Genomic DNA, 17,630 nt, shown 5'->3' on the forward strand with positions numbered 1-17,630 from the left:
CTACAGATTATGCTTTAAGATTATAGAACTTAAACGCTTAGAGCTTGCGATGTTATTTCTTATACATGGAAATGGTTGATTTAACTAAACCATCACTACTTAGTGTACGGCGATTAAGTGTGCCTTGATCCCAATCTTTGCCAGCAGGTGAATATTCCCAGCGATTGAATTTAACATCGTCGTCAGCACAATCGGCAGACATATCATCTTCGTCTTTATCGCACCAACGAATAGTGGTGTTTAGCTGTGCTAGTGTCGCTTTACTTTCGTTACTTGCGCCATTGGTAGTAAACCACCAGAAATCCATTTCGGCGAGTTCAGCATATGACTTTGTTTCTGAAATCTGAGCGGTCTCGCAGCCACTTTCAAACTCTGCGCCAGTTACAGTGACACCTTGTTCATCAAAAGTATAGGTTGAAGTCGCTACCACGTCACAGCCATTGCGAGTCGCGACCGCATGCCAGTTCCCTTTAAAGTCCACGTAGCGCTCCGCAGTTGGGCTATCGACTAGGTAAGCAAAGCTCAATGACTCTGACGTACGACCATTATACATACCACTAGTTACCGTGCGTTTCTTCACTTCAGTGTAAATGCCAGTTATTGAATCGTAGCTCGTTGATAGTTTGTCTTTTTGCATCGCTGAGCCATCTTGCTCATCGCTGTCATCGTATTCGGTGATACTAAATCCAGTTAATTTGGCTTCTGAGCAGTTTTGGTCTGCAAGACACTCATAGAGGACGCCAAATTCCTTCACATCCTCCCACGGTTCATCTTCATCTTCGCTAGACTCAGTATTTGGATTGAGCAGGTTGTATTGAAAATAAGTATTGTCTATGTCGAACTTGGGGCTAGGTGTAGTGATTTCGGCACCATCACAATAAGACTTACCATTGTCAGTATCATAACTGTAGTTTGCGTCGTCAGCTCCATCAATGCAGGTTAAGTATAGCTTGGCTGCATCACCACTTAGCTTGGTGTCGTTTGAGCCTTGTAATATGAGCAGTTCTGCTTCGTTTAAGCGCATGGTCATGATTGGCATGCCTTGGACTTGATCAAACAAATCTTTGTCTAGCAGTTTGTCGGCATGCACATAAAGGTGTTCATGTGTATCGCTTGGGTTTTTCGCCAACAGTGCCGAGTCAACAGTGCGAAGGTACTTGCCTGAGCCTCGTTGCCAATCGGTTAAGATCGCTTTGCTACCGCGCTCAAGGCCTTTTAAGGAGTCGTTTAAGTGCTCAAGTGCGTCTTCCTCACTGATCCAGTCACTATGATTCAGTTCCGATAGAAGATCGGTTGCAGAGGTTAGATCGTGCAGCATCACATTGTTAAGAGCAGCAATCATGCTTGCGCTCGGCGACTTGACGGTATCTGGTAGCGTAATAGAGCCGTTGCTGGCATCGTCCATGGTTTGCAGAATACGTGCTAGATTGAGGGCTTTTTGGAAATTACCCGTAGCTTCAAAGGGAGAAGTAATCGAGCGCGCAGACGTGCTGCCAATTCTTAGGCCATTTTCACCACCTAAGAAAAATGCGATTGTATCCCCTTCTTCATAGTTGTAGTTACCTTCGGCATCGGTGTAACCAGACTTGCCACTAGGTTTAGCCACATAATATAAGCCTTCCACTGCGGCATCGATGAATTGGCCTTGAGTTGTTGGTGATTCTGTTGGAGGTGGTGGTGCAGTCGATGAGTCACTTTTACAACCTGCCAGTGCGATTGCAGCAATAACTGACGTTGCAATAGCTGAGTGTTTTAAAAACATTTTGTTCCTTATTTATTAGATATTTATCCATATTTCTGTAGAGGTTAAACCTCTGTTGCATAATAGCCTGAAAGCATATCTCAGAGGGGTAATTTATCACGGGAGAATATGTAAAACAATTCGTGATAATGGCAATGATTTATATTTGGTTTGCATGCATTGACTCGGGCAATGGTAGGTAATCAAGGATTCTAGTTTCAACTTGATCGAAGAAAGTGATTGACGCCAAAAATGTTTGATCGTTTGGCAGAGGTCTATATTTATGTGTAAACGTCGCTAACGACGGTAAAGTTACTCAGGGTCTTGGTTGTTTATCGAACAGTCTAGATTTTGACTCAAATACAAATCAAAAGTGACTCACTTCACAGTTTCCAGAAGGTGACTGTATTGTTTTTGGTCCGAAAGCAGGGTTTTCCGGAAGGGCGAGTTAGGGGATCTTACTAAAACTGTGTTTGGCCTTGAAAATTGAAGGCTTAGATAGCGTTGTTAAGCCTCTAAAACGAGGTTGAAGATCCCTTTCAAAAAGGTGGTTGAAAATAGTCATAAGCTGGCCTTAATGACCAGCTTCATAACACAAATTAATTAGTAGTTCGGAATGTTCATGGTATTAACATCACTTCCAATGTCGTGAGCAAACAATTGCTTCAAAACTTCTTTTGCTTGGTGTCCGAAAACATGAGAACCATATACTGGCCGTGGGTCTGAAGGGCGATCTTCACCGCCAAATCCAGCAAAGTGGTATCCGAAACCAAGGGCATGAACTAACTCATGTGCGACAAGCTCTGGTGAGTGAGTACATGTAGCTTCTTCACTAGCGATTCGTACCCAATGCCAACCAAGGTTAGCGATTGTGCTATCGGCGTCAATGATTGTAGTACCACTGGAACTCCATGGCCCCCTGCCAACTCCGCCACATAGCCCTGTATGACCTGCTGTTTCGTAGTTGGACTCAAAGATGAAGCCACCTTCGCTTGGAATACTTGAATAATCCACCTCATGACCCCACAACATATCTCCATCATTGGTCTGAATTTCAATGTTAACTTCTGGAATCTTATTATCTATTTCGGACAACTTGAATACTTGACGGCCTACCGCGTCTTCAATTAACTTGATCCCGTCGTAAATATTTTGGTGAGCTTCAAAGTTTGGCTCATTCGTTGAATTATTTACGTAGACTGGAATTAAGTTCTGATCGATGTCATGGCGACGAATCATACCGTCGACAGGTGGGGTGTTTAGATCCAGAGCGCAAGCAAATGCATCGCAATACCATTGGTTGTTCTTCGCTGCCAAATCTGACAATCCATCATGTGGTAGTAGAATTCCCTGATAGAGTTCTGAAAATTCATTTTCACCTAGGAGAGTAAATACCTTTGTAATACTCTCTGTTGTAGGTTTAGGGTTTCGGAAGTCACCACCGTCTCCACTATCACTATCACTGCCCCCACAACCTGCAAGCGCGATTGAAGCAATAACTGACGTTGCAATAACTGAGTGTTTTTAAAACATTTTGTTCCTTATTTATTAGGTATTTATCCATATTTTTGTAGAGGTTAAACCTCTGTTTCATAATACCCTGAAAGCATGTCTCAGGAGGTGAGTTTGTTACGGGGGTTTGTAAAAATTCATTACATAACAAATGGTTTATACTTGGTTTGCATGTATTGGTTTGGGTAATGATGGGTGATCAAGGATTAGTTTCGACTTGCTCGAAGAAAGTGATTAACGCCAAAAATGTTTGACAGTTTGGTAGAGGTCTATTTTTATGTGTAAATGTAGCTAACGACGGAAAAGTTACTCAGGGTCTTGGTTGTTTATTGAATAGTCTAGATTTTGACTCTAATACAAAGCAAAGGTGAGTTACTTCACACTTTCCAGAAGGCAACTGTATTTGCTTTGGTTCGATAAAAAAGGCTGGCCGAACGGTGAGCTTGGTCAGTTATTGAAGCTGTGCCTCGCACTCAAAATTGAAGGGTTAGATAGCGTGGTAAAACCGCTAAAGCGCCTATGATTTGCCGCAGATACTCCCACTTTAACGACAAGAAACCGTATGAAACTTGATATCAACGCACTGAAACACCACCAACTAGTCGAAGATGGTCAATTGGAGGGGTGTTACATTCATCAACCTGCTAAGGGCAGTCAGCAAGACGACCAAGCCGTATTGGCCGAGCGCCAAGCACTAGAGAATATGGGATATAAGGTCGTCCAGGTACAAACTAAAGGCCGTACCACAACGTTTTCTGAAGCCATGCAAGAGCTAGCCAAGAAGACGGCCAATCAGTCTAAGTAGTTAGCGACAGTGCCTATCGTTGTCTGAATGGATATCACTATGCGCTGACCCCTTCGTGCTCGGTAGATTGGGAAGGTAAACCCATTAAATTGCCTTCTTTTCCACTAATTGGTCGAGAATTGAACTGGCTTTCTCTCTAAACAAATCTCTCAATAAACGAACCGTTGGCGTGATTGACTGTCTGCTAGGGCAGACCAACCAAAGTTCGGTTGGTGTGGGCTTATAATTGCGCATAATACTGACGACACGCCCATTCAGAAGGTCATCGGACATATCGAGACAAGACTTAATTGCGATCCCTTTCCCTGCAACACACCAGCGTCTCACTAGGTCCCCATCATTTGAGGCCCTGTTACCCTTCAGCTTTACCTTGTGAGTAATACCTTGATCGCTAAATTGCCACTCATTTTGCAAGACATCATGTAGCTGATAAAACAGTGCATTGTGTTGTAGCAGATCATTGGGGTGCGTTGGCGTTTGATGCTCAGATAAATAGCTCGGGCTTGCACACAATACCCTAGGTACATCGCAGATCTTAAATCCATACATATTGGCATCAGTTGGTGACCCATAGCGCAATGCCAGATCAACAGAGTCACGATAAAAATCAATAGTGCTATCACTGATGTTTGAGCGCAGTGATACATTTGGGTATTGGCACAAAAACTCATCTAACCAATACGTGACAAGGTTTCGGCCTAAATCAGAGGATAGGGCGATACGAATCTCACCATGGATAGTGCCTAATTCCTCGTGTAGGCTCATTTTGGCCTGTTCAAGTTGCTTTAGTGCTTCCTCACACTTAGGTAAGTAGCGCTCTCCAGCAGGCGATAGTCTCAAGTGGCGTGTAGTGCGCACAAAAAGCTCGACACCCAAAGAGGCTTCTACGCGCTTTACTGCAGCACTAGCTGTCGCGGTGCGCATATCTAAATTGGTTGCCGCTGCGGTGATACTACGAAACTCCGCCACTTTCAAAATCACCTGTAAATCTTCCAAGAGCATAACGAGACCTTTCCAGTCCAGAGAGGACAACATTGAGGTATGAGTTAAACCATATATAGCAATGGAGCGTTTTGAGCAATCTATTTTCAAATTATTTTTGAAAATAATTCAATTTATCACCTGTTTTTAATGGTAAATGATTATTCTACTATACAAACGAACCGAAACACGCCGCCAAGTGTAGTGGTCACGCTACTATCAAATGATTTTTGATACTGCTTAAAAAATGAAAGGATAAACCTGAAAGTTACTGTATCTATACTAAATGGTATAGCAAGCTCTTTTGCTTTGGAAGGAGTTTAACTTTTTGTTTTGTATGATTTTTAATGCGTTGATATATAAAGGAAGCAAACATGACTAAATTAACTATTGTTGCAAATATTGTGGCGAATGAAGATAAAGTTGAGCTGGTAAAAACAGAGCTACTCAAGTTGATTGACATTACTCGCTCGGAGGAAGGGTGCGTTAATTATGACTTACATCAAGACAACGAAAATCCAGCTCATTTCTTGTTTTTCGAAAACTGGGCATCCCGTGAACTGTGGCAAGCACACATGGGGAACAAACACCTAGCCGATTACCTGGCGGCAACAGAAGGAGCCGTAGCGAGCTTTACCATTAACGAAATGACTCAAATCGCGTAATTCTGTATTGGGAGCACGTTGGTTATTTGTCGTAGCCCGTTCTCCAGAGTATCCCATTAAGGTATATCGAATGAAAAACATCAAACCACTTCTAGCAATTACGATTGCGGCTATCTTAAACACTGCGCAAGCCGCGGATATTGAAGTTGTCGCCCAGCTCAACGGAACACGTCCAGGAAACATCACGGTTACTGAACAAGGCCGCACATTCCTATCTATGCAACCTCTAGATGGACCTCAATACCGTGTTGTTGAGCTGATGAAAGATGGTTCAACAAAACCTTTTCCTAGTGAGGATTGGGCAAATGGTCCCGAGATTGGCGAGGTCGGTTTGTCTTCGGTGATTGGTATTGATAGTACAGACGACGGTGTCGTTTGGATTCTCGATATGGGCAGTGCTGAAGCGCCAGCGCAGATTGTTGCTTGGGATACGGAAAAAAACACCTTGTTTAAGCGTTTAGAGATAAGCAAAGATGTGACAGTTGGCAACTCTTTCCTGCAAGACTTTGCTTTAGATACAAAACGCAACCAGATGTATATTGCGGATACTAGCCTTGGAAATCTATTTGGTGAGCCGGCACCAGCTTTTATTGTGGTGGATCTAGAAACTGGTAAGTCTAGACGCGTGCTTGAATCATATAAGGCTTTACTATCACCAGAGTATGATGTGGTAATTGATGGCTCATTGATGGGGACGAAGCGCGAAGATGGTTCATCGGATGCACTCTACCTTGGACTAAATCCTATCACAATTGATGCGGCGAACGAATGGGTCTACTTCGGCACGGTTAATGGTAGCGCTATCTACCGGTTACCAGCGGGCGCTCTTGCAAACGAAAATCTGACTGACATAGAGCTAGCTCACTCCATTGAGTTCTATAACGAAAAACGGCCGAGTGACGGTATGATCATTTCGGAAAATGGAGATATTTATGTGGGCGATGTTGAGAAAAACGCCGTGAGTATTGTAACCAGTGAGAATTTCAAGACATTTGCACAAGACGATGAATTGCTCTCATGGGCGGATGGCTTCTCCATTCACGGGGGCTACCTCTACATTACGCAAAACTCCCTGCACCTAAATCCTGCTCTGAATGAAGGAGAGGAAGGGGCAAGCAAACCGTTCCACGTTTTACGCATCAAACTATACTAGTGAGTTGTCACTACTCCCTCCACTATTAAGCGTATGCTCTTCGCCATAACATACGCTTTTTGTTTTGGTTGCCACTCTCGTCCATTAAAATTTATTTGGTTATGCAATGACCTTTTTGTACTAAGCAGTAGAGCCCTTTGATTTTCAAAAATTAATTGAATGTGACTAAAAGATTGGGCGCTTTATCGCGAATATCAGAACGCTATCATTAAGCTGTCCAATTAAAGGAGAATGAACAATGTCAGTCCCAAATACAATGAAAGCCATTGGCTTTACCCGATCATTAGCAATTACCGAGAAGGAAAGCTTGGTTGAGTTTGATACAAGTATTCCTGAACTAAGAGAGGACGATCTTCTCGTCAAAGTGAGTGCTACTTCCATTAACCCTGCAGATGCGAAAATTCGTATCCGTAATGCAAAAGACAAAACTCTAGCGCAACCCAAAGTACTCGGTTACGACGCAGTTGGTGAAGTGATTGCTAAGGGTGGCAATGTTTCAGGCTTCAACATAGGTGATCGTGTGTATTATGCAGGTGATGTAACTCGTATGGGCGCTAATGCTGAATACCAAGTAGTCGACTACCGAATTACCGCTCACGCACCACATAGTCTTTCTGATGAGTCTGCGGCAGTGATGCCATTGGCGACATTGACCGGCTGGGAAGCTTTGTTTGATCGTCTGCGTATTCGTCCAGAAGAAAAGAAATCGATCTTGATTATTGGTGGTGCGGGGGGCGTTGGCTCAATAACTATTCAATTGGCGAAACAGCTCACTAATCTGACTGTGATTGCTACGGCTTCAAGGCTTGAGACAGAACAATGGGTAAAGGGCATGGGCGCTGACCACGTTGTCAATCACCGTAATCTAGTAGAATCTGTACGTGAAAAGGGCATCGAACATGTTGACTACATCTTCAATGTGGCTGATACCAAAGGTCATTGGGATGCGATGGTCGAGCTAATTGCTCCACAAGGCATGATCAGTTCAATTGTAGAGTTCGATGGTGGTGTCGATCTCTCTGCACTACAAGGTAAATCAGCAGGCTTTGTCTGGGAGTTAATGTTTACCCGCTCATTGTTTAACACTGACGATCTTCAGAAGCAGCAAGAGATTCTCTTCCAAGTTGCGAACTTGATCGATGCAGGGCGTATTAAGTCGACACTTACCACAACATTGAAGGGCTTCAGTGTCGAGACGTTCAAAGAGGCACATCAACGCATAGAAAGTGGTGCTTCAATTGGCAAAACTGCAATTAAATATTAAATCAGCGCTAGATACACTGAGTGTGTATGACTGATTGTTGACAAGACTGATTAAGCGGAAAAATCATTATGAAAAGTCAAATTATCAAGGATTTAGAGCAACGGTACACAGCAAAACGTTACGACAAACATAAACGCATTCCCCAAGAACAACTGAATATTATTTATGAAGCGATTCGTTTGTCTGCGTCATCAATAAACTCGCAACCTTGGAAATTTATTGTTATTGAAAGTGATGAGGCAAAAGAGCGCATGCATCGCACGTTTAGAAATAAGCATCACTTCAATCAGCCCCATATTAAGGCAGCCTCTCATATTATTCTGTTTGCGCATAACCCTAGCTATACCCGTGAAGATTACGCGAAGGTTGTTGATAAAGGGATTGCTGATGGGCGAGTCTTGCCGGAGAATCGAGAGCAAGCGTTTGGTAGTTTCGCATTTGCCGAGCTAAATACCCATGATTCCGGCGATACCTCTGCTTGGACCAAAGCACAAACCTATTTGGCACTGGGTAATACATTACATGTGTTGGCTCGATTAGGAATCGACTCTACTACAATGGAAGGCGTAGACTCTGCATTAATCAGCGAAGAGTTTTGCCGAGAACTGGGTGGGTATCAATGTGATGTCGCACTGGCCATGGGTTACCACCATCAAGAAGAAGACTATAATGCAAGTTTACCTAAATCGAGGCTGGCTCTTGATTCAGTGTTAACGGTGCTATAGGCCACAAAAGCATGAGTGAGGTTTCATCACCTCTCATGCTTTCCCGCTGCGTCTCCTTGCTATACCATTGTTTTGGGCAGATTGATTAATGGATCGTTGAATTACAAAATTATCCACATCCTTCTGTCCCATCACAATTCAGAAGTTATTCCACTAGCAGCGCTTTTATCTTTGGCATCACCTCTTTTGTGGCGAGGTACCCGGCTTCAATAGCCTGTTCTTTTTCATCAAATGCACCGCTGTTGCTTGGCTCAAACTTTGGGGCAATGATGATGTCTGCACTATTTAGCTCTTGCTGAGATAACCGACAGCTCTGCATGCGAAAAGTAGCAAGGGTGACCTTGCTTGCTTGTGCGTCAGGAGTCGGTTGATTGTGGCAAAATATATCGACTGCAATGATCTTTTGTGCGCCTAACTCTCTTGCCGCATCGACAGGAATCACGCTAAGAACACCACCATCAACCAGAATATCTCCTTGGTGCTCAACCGGTACAAATGCCCCAGGGATTGTTGATGAGGTTTGCACCGCGTTACCGGGATTTCCGGAACGAATCATCACGACTTCTTGCGTTGTGAGATTGGTAGCGGTAACGGCGACAGGTATTGGCATATCAGTTAAGTCATCATAGTCAACTTGGCTATTTATCCATTCAGAGAGTCTTTTCCCATTAACTAACCCTCTTGAAGACACCACAAAATCGGCCAGATCTAATATGCCAATCTCTTCAATTGCCGCTTCCATTTTCTCAACGGTCATGCCCGATGCATAGAGGACCGCTGCGATTGAACCTGCGGAAGTGCCGCTCACCACTTCTGCTTTTACCCCCTCTTCTTCGAGCGCTTTAATAACCCCAAGATGCATAAACCCTCGAACACCACCACCGCCAAAAGCAATACCGAGTTCATGTTTATCAGGTACTGGGGTCGTTACTGCGTTAAGGTCTTCGTAAACATTAGGAGAAGAGCAAGCCACTAAGCTGGCTGCTATGACTGAAAACATTAGCCTCTTGAACATCAAATTTTCCTAAATTGTGGAATCATCATCGTCTGAACCTATGTCATCTTGTTGAGCTAGTTACTTCTATTTGCAAGCTGCTATCGGAGCGAGTATCGTCAATAATAGTGAACTATATCTCTCAAATGGTTTGCTCAAATAGGTCAAATGCTCTTTAAAAAATGCCTATTTGTATCACCACGGCGGTTGAGGCACAAAATGAAACAGAGAATTAAACAAATAGTAGAGAGCCGGATTGTTGAAGATGGCATGGTCGAAACGGGCATCAAAGGTGTTAGTTTGTTTCGAGTGACGCACTCGATACCCTGTGCACCTGCGGTATATGAACCGACGGTGATTGTCATTTTGAGTGGTAAGAAAGAAGCGATTCTCGACGGCGATCATTACGTATATGACAACAGTCAATATATGTGCTGTACAGTCTCTCTACCCGTCGAAGCGGGGACACCTGAAGCCTCTACAGAAGAGCCTTTGCTAGGCGTTTATATTTCTCTAGATACCAAGGTTATGACTGAACTGGTGATTGAAATGGAGAGTGCCGTCAGCGCGATAAAACGACCAAAAAGTGGCTCGCAACCACCTGGTATGTCGCTGGCTAATTGGGATGATACCTTTTCTGATGCGCTACTTAGGTTACTTCAACTGGGCGACAGTAGTATCGATACCACTATCTTGGGTGAAAGCCGTCTGCGGGAATTCTACTACGCAGTGCTGAAAGGCGATGCTGGTATTTCTGCAAGAAGAGCGTTTGGAATTGGAAACGAAATCGCGAAGTCGATCGAGTACCTGTCACTGAACCTGAGTAAGAACGTCACTATTGATGAACTCGCTTCTATCGTTTGCATGAGTCGTGCAGTTTTCCATCGTAAATTCAAACAAGCAACTCGTATGTCCCCTATCCAATTTATGAAGTCTATGCGCTTAAACAAAGCCGCTATCAAGATAGCAGGAGGGATGGGCGTTAACGAGGCTGCAATGGCGGTAGGGTATGTGAGCTCTTCTCAATTCAGCCGTGAGTTTAAACGTATGTATGGCCAATCGCCTAAGCAATGGAGTCAAGCTAAGGGCATGATTGAGAATATTGCGTAGTTAGCGAATTATTAGATAGTTTAAAATGCCTATTTGATACAAATAGGCATTTTTTAAAGAGCAATTCGCCTATTTTCCGTTCAGGGTGATAGATATAGTAATTCCACTGCGTCAGTGAAAGGTGACTTGCCGTGAAAAAAATTATTCTATCTATAGGAGTCAGTATGGCACTTGCTACTACAACCTTTGCTAAGGACATCAATGAGGATCTTTACCAACTGGAAAATACGGTTCATGACATGGAAGGTAATGTCTATCGAACGGTGACCATCGGTGATCAGGTCTGGTTAGCTGAAGGGCTGAGAAGTACCAAGTTCCAAGATGGTTCGGCTGTTAGCTCTGGCGTCATTCCAAAAGATGATGAAGCTAACTTGTTGAAATATGGTCGACTATACAACTGGCATGATGTCGCTGATGAGAGAGACTTATGTCCTGAGGGTTGGAGAGTTGCGACAGATGAGGACTGGAAAAAGCTTGAGCGAAGCATTGGCATGCCTGAAGACGAAGTTCACCAAGAAGGTTGGCGAGGCGGTGACCAACAGCTTGGCTTACAGCTAAAAGAGGCACAAGCTGACGGGCCATTTAAAAAGGTGGATCAGTCTTTAGTCAACAAACATAACTTCTTTGCCAGACCTGCTGGTGTTAAATGGAATGGCTTTTACATCACAGAGGGAGCTTATACCGAGTTTTGGACTGCCGATAGCGCATCTGACGCTAAAGGTATCATTCGCACATTGGCTTACTCTTGGTGGAATGCGCACAAAGGCGAAATTCGTCGTGCGACCAGCTCAAAAGATTATATGTTCAGTGTTCGCTGCGTAAAAATTTAAATTAGATCCAGAAGTTTTCTTCACTATATCAATAGCTCTTTCATTGTAGTTCTTCTATTTCTACTCGGTACTCGATATGACATATTCTTCAATTTTAATTACCGGCGCAAACTCTGGACTTGGGTTTGAGGCTGCTAAACAGTTTGCTCAAAGAAAAGGTATTTCAAAAATTATTTTGGCATGCCGAAGTGAAGAGCGAGCGGAACAAGCGCTTCAGCAGTTGGAAAAACTCACAGGCAAGAACATTTTCGAAACATTGATTGTAGATGTAAGTGATTTAGAGTCCTGTCGAAAAGCAGCTGAAAATCTTGATACCCAAGTCGATGGCATTGTATTAAATGCTGGTGGTGCAGGCGGTTCTGAGCCTACAAAACTTACAAAAGATGGTGTTATTTTTACCTTCGCAGTTAATGTATTAGGGAATATCCATTTAGCGGAACGTTTAATGAATAACGGGAAGTTAAACACTAGGGGATCGGTCGTGTATGTCGCCAGCTTTGCAGCAAGAGGAGCGCCTGAGATTGGCGCCGCGAAACCGCCGATTACAGAAGGATCGATAGAAGAGTGGGTATCGGTTGTAAGTGGAGAAAAATTTGCCCAAAACAAGGCGTATACTGACCACTATGGTTCGGTAAAACTTATGGGTGCCCTATGGACCATGAGCATGGCACGCAAACATCCGAACTTTAGGTTCGTCACTGTTGATCCAGGAATGGCAGCGGGTACATCGGGGGCAGATGCTTTCCCTTGGTATCAAAAATGGGCAACCAATGCCACAATGAGAGTTTTGCAGTTCTTTGGTAAAGCACATTCTGTTGAAGTGGGTGCCAAGCGTTATGTGGACGTGATGCTAAATACAGAGGATTTTGAGACTGGTATTTGGTGGGGCAGTGAAAAAGGGTTAACGGGAAAATTAGCCAACCAAGCAATACATTGGCCGGAAATTATTGGTCAAGAGTCAGTCCAAGATAATGCAAATACCGTTATTCATGAGTTTATAAAGTAGAAGTTTTAGTGTGAAATTATTCAGAGAACTCAAACAAATTTGAGCTATTGGATTAAAAAATCAATAGCTTCAACTGACGGGTTATTGAGTCCCAAGCCCTAGAAAAACAGAGCAACTGCTAAGTCACTCATATTACCGTCGAACACTACACGCTTCGGGTGGCTAATTAAAACTAAACGCCCCCGAAGCGGCTCGATTCAATTGAGCTGTTGATGGTTTGATTGGTTAATTAGGCCAATAAATCCACAATGGCTTTGCCAACAGCGTGCGCGCTAGTTGGATTTTGCCCTGTGATAAGGCGGTCATCGACAATCACAAACTCTTGCCATGGCTGGACTTTAGAGTAGCGTGCTGCACTGCGTGCGAGAGACTCTTCAAGAAGAAAAGGAATGTCGTTGATTGTACCGAAGTCAACTTCTTCTTCGCGAGTAAACCCTGTCACGGATTTAGAGGCGATGAGCTTCTCGCCGTTGCTGAGTGTGATTGGCAGAAGAGCACCAGGACCATGACATACTGCCGCAATAATGCCGCCGTTTTCATAGTGTGTTGCGGAGATGTTTGCGAATTCTTCATTGCTTGCTAGATCTGAAAGAAGGCCAAAGCCTCCGGGGTAGAAGATCGCATCGTAGTGTTCTCCGTTCACTTGTGAAACAGGGATCGTGTTATTGATGCGATTTTGGAAATCATCATTCGCTAAGATTTTCGTGTTGACCACATCACCTTCTATATCGGTACCGTACAGTGGTGCCTGACCACCTTTTATTGAAGCAATATCGTACCCAAAGCCAGCTTCAAGCAGTTGGTCAAGCGCATGAGTAAGCTCTGGCGCGTAAGTTCCGTTCGCTTGGTCGGTATCACCGAGTGTCGCGTGGTTTGTCACAATAATTAGTACTTTTTTCATGCTGCTTTCCTCAAATGTTTTGCGTCTCTTTGTTCAACACCCTCATACTATTTGCTATTCAAATGAGTGATAATACACTGGTTTGACAAAACATTATTGCTAAATAGCAAAGGTAATTATGGATAGCTTTGAGGGTATCAACGAATTTGTTACGGTCGCGGAGAGCTTAGGGTTTTCTTCTGCAGCAAAACAATTAGGTTGCAGTACGAGTCACGTTAGCCGCCAAGTGACGAAATTAGAGGAACGACTGGGTGTGGCGTTGTTAGCTCGTTCAACACGGATGGTGAGCTTAACTGAGGCCGGTCGAGCGTATTACCAGCAATGCAAAGAGCTAGTGATTGGGCTCCAACAAGCGAACGAACAGCTTACGACACAGCAAACTCAGTTAAGTGGTACGTTGCGTGTTAGTGCCGCTGGCGCATTTTCTGAAAACTATGTCGCTCCTGCTCTAATGGAATTCGCGAAACTGCATCCGAATCTCACCGTAGAAATTAACTTCAACACCCGTATGGTCAATTTTATTGAAGATGGTTTTGACTTTGCCATCCGTTATGGACGGTTGAGTGATTCGGGGTTGGTCGCGAGAAAACTCGTTGATCGACCCATGGCAGCAGCAGCCAGCCAGCACTATATTGATGAACATGGTCTGCCTATTCATCCAGAGCAGCTAAAGCAGCATAGTTGCATCATTGCCAATAAGGATGTCTGGTTGTTTGAAAAGGATGGAAAGCCCTTAGATGGCGTCAAAGTTCAGGGGAGATGGAAAAGCAACAATGTCCACACTGTTTTACAGGCTTGCAGCGAAGGATTAGGCATCGCGTATCTACCCAAAAGCAGTTTTAACGATGCCCTTTCATCAGGTCGATTAGTCCCTATTCTGGAGCCTTATTGGGGAAGTGGTAATAGTAGCTGGATTGTTTATCAGAATCGTCACTTCCTGCCATTGAGAGCAAGGTTAGCGATCGATTATCTTCTAGAGCGCTTTTCAAAATGGCAAGAGTGAGAAACTCGCTACAAATGTGAGCAATCCAATCATCGATTAGATAATCTCTACATTTAAATTCAAAGTGGATAATTGGTGGGTTTGAGAAGCACGATCAAGCTTAAATCACGGTCTCATCAGTGTTCGCGTGATACCATCAACACGTTTATTTTCCACAGAGACACACGCATGTCATCAGATTACTACGGAACCAGCGCCGGTTATGCGCGCAAAGAAGCGGGCTATCGTGAAAAAGCGCTGAAACTTTATCCTTGGGTATGCGGCCGTTGTGCCCGAGAGTTTGTTTACTCCAATCTTCGTGAACTCACCGTGCACCACAAAGATCACGACCACACTAACAACCCGGAAGATGGCAGCAATTGGGAGCTGCTTTGTCTCTACTGCCACGATCATGAGCACAGTAAATACCTAGAGCACGATCGCTATGGCAGCGAAATCCAGCCTGGTGAAGATGATCACCAAAGCGCGACCTACAATCCTTTTGCCGATCTGGCGAAGATGATGAAAAAATGACAAGGCGCTCGCCATCACAAGGCAAAATCATCGTTTTTCTTTCTATATGCGGAGGGTGTCATACCTGTGCATTGTTTGAAAATGCTGTTGAACGATGATTTTGATTTGAAACCGCAGTTAAGCGCGATATCCAATAAGGTGAATCGGCGAGTATGCGGATCTTGTAGCTGACGCTTTACTTCATCCACCCTCCATTCATTGATGAATTGAAAAAAATTCTTATTCAATCCATTGTTTAAAAGTGACGATACTTCTCGCCTCGGCATCCCAAGTGAGTGAGAAAGCTGATATATCGTCAGGTCCGGATTTAAGTAGAGCTTTTCCGTTGCCATTAGTACATTGAGCTTTTGCAGATCTTCTGGGGCGTATGTTGGGGCGTTGACATTATCACTACGAGATGAGGTTTGCCTTTCATCTTGTTGCTCCCAACCCAAAGTTTGGTGTAACGGAGGTTGTTCTACTCCAAAGACGCACAACACGATAATAAAGGTTAGATATGAGAGCAGATGAGCGTCCATCGGATCAAGCAACGAGGTATCACCTGACTCATTGATGATATTGAGCAAGACCAAAAAAGCAAACAGTGAGGGAATGACGTAAATCCAAATCAAACTGATCGTCGACCCTTGCTGGGAGAAATAAGTGGATAAATTTCTATTATGTTTGCGAAGTATGCGAATGGTCCAAGCCGAATAGATCATAAAGATGATCAGATTGCATTGACCAAAAAACGCCAACATTCCCTCGACGACATCCGGTTTAGCAGTGATGAAGTTCAGTTTATCCAACAAGCTGGAACTTGACCCAGGTAGAACAACGGCGTCTGGCTGATAGAGCGTGAATAGTGCGTAGAAGAGCAGGAAAGGGATCATGTGAAATACGTACTTGTACGATGGCCAATACTCTTTGCTGATTAGCTGTTGTGTATAGATGAGCATGATTGGGCCATGCAATAAGTTTAATGCTGGATTAAGCCACGGAGCCATTAAGTGTGGACCGTGATCGTTTATCAAATCCAGCATGTGGCTAGTAAATGGAGCGAGTAAGACAAATAACCAGATCGTAATAATCACATATCCACGATGGAATTGAGGTTGCCTCAGCATCTTGAGGACGGTAAATGCCGAGAGAGTCAGTGCAATGACCCCGAGGTTCCATGTCATATTGAATTCTACCACTCTCACTTTTCCTCGTTGACAACAAAGGTTTTTGTTTCGGCAAGCTGTCCGTTATTTCTTCGCGCATATCATATTGGAAAAATATAAAAAGTTCTAAAAATAGCGTCCAAACTTATGTTTTAGGACGATCGAGTTTGGGCTTGAGGGAATACTGTGGCTTATCAACTCAATACTAATTAGGTGATTTAGATGTTAAAGGTTCTTAGTAAAGCAGTGCTTTTAGGATTGATGACTGCGACAGCATTCCCGCTTCTCGCCCAAGACGATTTCCCCAAGTTACCAGATACAGGGCAAACGGGTCATTTTGATACTAACGGAAAACCATTGGCTGCTTCGAGTGACAGTTTGTATTTAGGCCAAGATGCGTCTTATGAAGGCGTGCCCTTGCGATATCAAGACAATGGTGATGGTACAGTGACCGATTTGAATACCGGGTTAATGTGGCAACAAGATCACGACACAACGAGAAGAAACCTAGCTGACTCAGCAGCGGTCGTGGAATCAATGACCCTCGGCGGCTATGATGATTGGCGCCTTCCTACCATAAAAGAACTTTATTCTCTCGCCAACTTCGATGGTGAATTAATGAAGCCCGAGAGCGGTGCAGTTAGCCAACCTTATATCGATACCGAATACTTCGATTTTGAATACGATAAGCGTTTGCCTTTTGCCGGTGCATTTTGGTCTAGCACCGTGTATAACAAAGGGGCAGTACAAAATTTCACCACTCATGGAGGGCTGCAGGGTGGCTTCGGCTTCAATTTTGCCGATGGACATATCAAATCCTATGAAACAGGGTTGTTTTTTGATGGGTCAGAAATTCAGGACTCCGATAATATGTTTGTACCAGGTAACTACGTACGCGCAGTTCGTGGCACAACGACTCTCTATGAAATGGATTACGTTGATAATCAAGATGGTACCGTTACAGATCGCTCGACTGGCTTGATGTGGGCGAAAAGTGACAGTGGCGAAAGGATGAACTGGGTTGACGCACTGGAGTACGCCGAAAACGCCACTTTGGCAGGGTATAGTGATTGGCGTTTACCTAACGCAAAAGAGCTTCAATCTCTGGTTGACTACGAAAAGAAAGATCTACCCGCGATCAACACGACTTATTTTGATGTGACACCAACTCAGTTTGAGTCAAGCAATGATTCGTACTATTTTTGGACGAATACCACTCAAGGTGACTTTAAACACACGGCGGTCTACGTTTCTTTTGCGCAGGCATGGAGTAAGAAAAATT

At 43.9% G+C, this 17,630-nt stretch carries 17 protein-coding genes and 2 pseudogenes; 13 read left to right on the forward strand and 6 right to left on the reverse strand.

The window, feature by feature from the left end; all coding sequences use genetic code 11:
• Nucleotides 1-52: 52 nt before the first annotated feature.
• Entirely contained in the window at nt 53-1,762 is a 1,710-nt protein-coding gene (locus AC6R1A_RS08750) for a hypothetical protein (protein WP_500625505.1), read from the reverse strand.
• Between the two features lie 412 nt (nt 1,763-2,174).
• On the opposite strand from AC6R1A_RS08750, the pseudogene AC6R1A_RS08755 reads away from it, so the two are divergent.
• Nucleotides 2,175-2,271, forward strand: a pseudogene (locus tag AC6R1A_RS08755) (putative quorum-sensing-regulated virulence factor); the annotation flags it as partial.
• A 73-nt stretch (nt 2,272-2,344) separates the two neighbouring features.
• Here AC6R1A_RS08755 and AC6R1A_RS08760 read toward each other — a convergent pair.
• Nucleotides 2,345-3,058 carry a hypothetical protein gene (locus tag AC6R1A_RS08760; RefSeq protein WP_500630855.1) on the reverse strand — a complete coding sequence of 238 codons (714 nt, stop codon included), beginning with the start codon at nt 3,056-3,058 and terminating at the stop codon, nt 2,345-2,347.
• Between the two features lie 595 nt (nt 3,059-3,653).
• On the opposite strand from AC6R1A_RS08760, the pseudogene AC6R1A_RS08765 reads away from it, so the two are divergent.
• Both AC6R1A_RS08765 and AC6R1A_RS08770 read left to right on the forward strand, forming a co-directional pair.
• Nucleotides 3,654-3,776, forward strand: a pseudogene (locus tag AC6R1A_RS08765) (putative quorum-sensing-regulated virulence factor); the annotation flags it as partial.
• 39 nt (nt 3,777-3,815) lie between these two features.
• Nucleotides 3,816-4,058, forward strand: coding sequence for a hypothetical protein (locus AC6R1A_RS08770; RefSeq protein ID WP_500629631.1), 243 nt, complete (start codon nt 3,816-3,818; stop codon nt 4,056-4,058).
• A gap of 84 nt (nt 4,059-4,142) precedes the next feature.
• Here the strand turns inward: AC6R1A_RS08770 and AC6R1A_RS08775 are convergent, their stop codons facing one another.
• Nucleotides 4,143-5,060, reverse strand: coding sequence for a LysR family transcriptional regulator (locus AC6R1A_RS08775; RefSeq protein WP_500629632.1), 918 nt, complete (start codon nt 5,058-5,060; stop codon nt 4,143-4,145).
• A 353-nt stretch (nt 5,061-5,413) separates the two neighbouring features.
• Between AC6R1A_RS08775 and AC6R1A_RS08780 the strand changes: the two genes are divergently transcribed.
• The 4 genes from AC6R1A_RS08780 to AC6R1A_RS08795 all read left to right on the forward strand — a co-directional run bounded on the left by AC6R1A_RS08780 (nt 5,414) and on the right by AC6R1A_RS08795 (nt 8,846).
• Entirely contained in the window at nt 5,414-5,704 is a 291-nt protein-coding gene (locus AC6R1A_RS08780; protein ID WP_500629633.1) for a putative quinol monooxygenase, read from the forward strand.
• A 70-nt stretch (nt 5,705-5,774) separates the two neighbouring features.
• Nucleotides 5,775-6,857 (forward strand): L-dopachrome tautomerase-related protein, encoded by a 1,083-nt coding sequence (locus tag AC6R1A_RS08785; protein WP_500629634.1) that lies wholly within the window; start codon nt 5,775-5,777, stop codon nt 6,855-6,857.
• A 238-nt stretch (nt 6,858-7,095) separates the two neighbouring features.
• Entirely contained in the window at nt 7,096-8,121 is a 1,026-nt protein-coding gene (locus AC6R1A_RS08790) for a zinc-binding alcohol dehydrogenase family protein (protein WP_500629635.1), read from the forward strand.
• A gap of 68 nt (nt 8,122-8,189) precedes the next feature.
• Nucleotides 8,190-8,846 carry a nitroreductase family protein gene (locus AC6R1A_RS08795; protein WP_500632345.1) on the forward strand — a complete coding sequence of 219 codons (657 nt, stop codon included), beginning with the start codon at nt 8,190-8,192 and terminating at the stop codon, nt 8,844-8,846.
• Between the two features lie 145 nt (nt 8,847-8,991).
• On the opposite strand, the gene AC6R1A_RS08800 is transcribed toward AC6R1A_RS08795, so the two are convergent.
• Nucleotides 8,992-9,861, reverse strand: a complete 870-nt coding sequence (locus AC6R1A_RS08800; RefSeq protein ID WP_500632346.1) for a patatin-like phospholipase family protein — start codon at nt 9,859-9,861, stop codon at nt 8,992-8,994.
• Nucleotides 9,862-10,059: 198 nt separating this feature from the next.
• Here AC6R1A_RS08800 and AC6R1A_RS08805 point away from each other — a divergent pair, with 198 nt between their 5' ends.
• The 3 genes from AC6R1A_RS08805 (at nt 10,060) to AC6R1A_RS08815 (ending at nt 12,786) form a co-directional block, all read left to right on the forward strand.
• Nucleotides 10,060-10,950: an AraC family transcriptional regulator gene (locus tag AC6R1A_RS08805; protein WP_500632347.1), complete on the forward strand. Its 891-nt coding sequence runs from the start codon at nt 10,060-10,062 to the stop codon at nt 10,948-10,950.
• A 164-nt stretch (nt 10,951-11,114) separates the two neighbouring features.
• On the forward strand, nt 11,115-11,780 hold the full coding sequence (locus AC6R1A_RS08810; RefSeq protein WP_500632348.1) for a fibrobacter succinogenes major paralogous domain-containing protein: 666 nt from the start codon (nt 11,115-11,117) through the stop codon (nt 11,778-11,780).
• 76 nt (nt 11,781-11,856) lie between these two features.
• Nucleotides 11,857-12,786 carry an SDR family NAD(P)-dependent oxidoreductase gene (locus AC6R1A_RS08815; protein WP_500629639.1) on the forward strand — a complete coding sequence of 310 codons (930 nt, stop codon included), beginning with the start codon at nt 11,857-11,859 and terminating at the stop codon, nt 12,784-12,786.
• A 229-nt stretch (nt 12,787-13,015) separates the two neighbouring features.
• Here the strand turns inward: AC6R1A_RS08815 and AC6R1A_RS08820 are convergent, their stop codons facing one another.
• Nucleotides 13,016-13,687, reverse strand: coding sequence for a type 1 glutamine amidotransferase domain-containing protein (locus tag AC6R1A_RS08820; protein WP_500629640.1), 672 nt, complete (start codon nt 13,685-13,687; stop codon nt 13,016-13,018).
• 118 nt (nt 13,688-13,805) lie between these two features.
• On the opposite strand from AC6R1A_RS08820, the gene AC6R1A_RS08825 reads away from it, so the two are divergent.
• A complete protein-coding gene (locus AC6R1A_RS08825) occupies nt 13,806-14,690 on the forward strand; it encodes a LysR family transcriptional regulator (RefSeq protein ID WP_500625512.1) in 885 nt (294 codons plus the stop codon).
• Between the two features lie 168 nt (nt 14,691-14,858).
• On the forward strand, nt 14,859-15,203 hold the full coding sequence (locus tag AC6R1A_RS08830) for a YajD family HNH nuclease (RefSeq protein WP_500625513.1): 345 nt from the start codon (nt 14,859-14,861) through the stop codon (nt 15,201-15,203).
• Nucleotides 15,204-15,217: 14 nt separating this feature from the next.
• Here AC6R1A_RS08830 and AC6R1A_RS08835 read toward each other — a convergent pair whose 3' ends face one another.
• The gene (locus tag AC6R1A_RS08835; protein WP_500632349.1) at nt 15,218-16,381 is read right to left on the reverse strand and encodes a helix-turn-helix transcriptional regulator; all 1,164 of its coding nucleotides are present in this window, start codon (nt 16,379-16,381) and stop codon (nt 15,218-15,220) included.
• A gap of 189 nt (nt 16,382-16,570) precedes the next feature.
• Here AC6R1A_RS08835 and AC6R1A_RS08840 point away from each other — a divergent pair.
• The coding region (locus AC6R1A_RS08840; protein ID WP_500646173.1) for an Lcl C-terminal domain-containing protein at nt 16,571-17,630 on the forward strand (1,060 nt) is incomplete at its 3' end.

This window comes from Vibrio sp. R10-SG3-ISO3, from assembly GCF_059834225.1.

Coding starts and splice junctions, on each gene's coding strand:
- AC6R1A_RS08750 (WP_500625505.1), bottom strand. CDS start 1,762: ATGTTTTTAAAACACTCAGCTATTGCAACGTCAGTTATTGCTGCAATC.
- AC6R1A_RS08770 (WP_500629631.1), top strand. CDS start 3,816: ATGAAACTTGATATCAACGCACTGAAACACCACCAACTAGTCGAAGAT.
- AC6R1A_RS08775 (WP_500629632.1), bottom strand. CDS start 5,060: ATGCTCTTGGAAGATTTACAGGTGATTTTGAAAGTGGCGGAGTTTCGT.
- AC6R1A_RS08780 (WP_500629633.1), top strand. CDS start 5,414: ATGACTAAATTAACTATTGTTGCAAATATTGTGGCGAATGAAGATAAA.
- AC6R1A_RS08785 (WP_500629634.1), top strand. CDS start 5,775: ATGAAAAACATCAAACCACTTCTAGCAATTACGATTGCGGCTATCTTA.
- AC6R1A_RS08790 (WP_500629635.1), top strand. CDS start 7,096: ATGTCAGTCCCAAATACAATGAAAGCCATTGGCTTTACCCGATCATTA.
- AC6R1A_RS08795 (WP_500632345.1), top strand. CDS start 8,190: ATGAAAAGTCAAATTATCAAGGATTTAGAGCAACGGTACACAGCAAAA.
- AC6R1A_RS08800 (WP_500632346.1), bottom strand. CDS start 9,861: ATGTTCAAGAGGCTAATGTTTTCAGTCATAGCAGCCAGCTTAGTGGCT.
- AC6R1A_RS08805 (WP_500632347.1), top strand. CDS start 10,060: ATGAAACAGAGAATTAAACAAATAGTAGAGAGCCGGATTGTTGAAGAT.
- AC6R1A_RS08810 (WP_500632348.1), top strand. CDS start 11,115: ATGGCACTTGCTACTACAACCTTTGCTAAGGACATCAATGAGGATCTT.
- AC6R1A_RS08815 (WP_500629639.1), top strand. CDS start 11,857: ATGACATATTCTTCAATTTTAATTACCGGCGCAAACTCTGGACTTGGG.
- AC6R1A_RS08820 (WP_500629640.1), bottom strand. CDS start 13,687: ATGAAAAAAGTACTAATTATTGTGACAAACCACGCGACACTCGGTGAT.
- AC6R1A_RS08825 (WP_500625512.1), top strand. CDS start 13,806: ATGGATAGCTTTGAGGGTATCAACGAATTTGTTACGGTCGCGGAGAGC.
- AC6R1A_RS08830 (WP_500625513.1), top strand. CDS start 14,859: ATGTCATCAGATTACTACGGAACCAGCGCCGGTTATGCGCGCAAAGAA.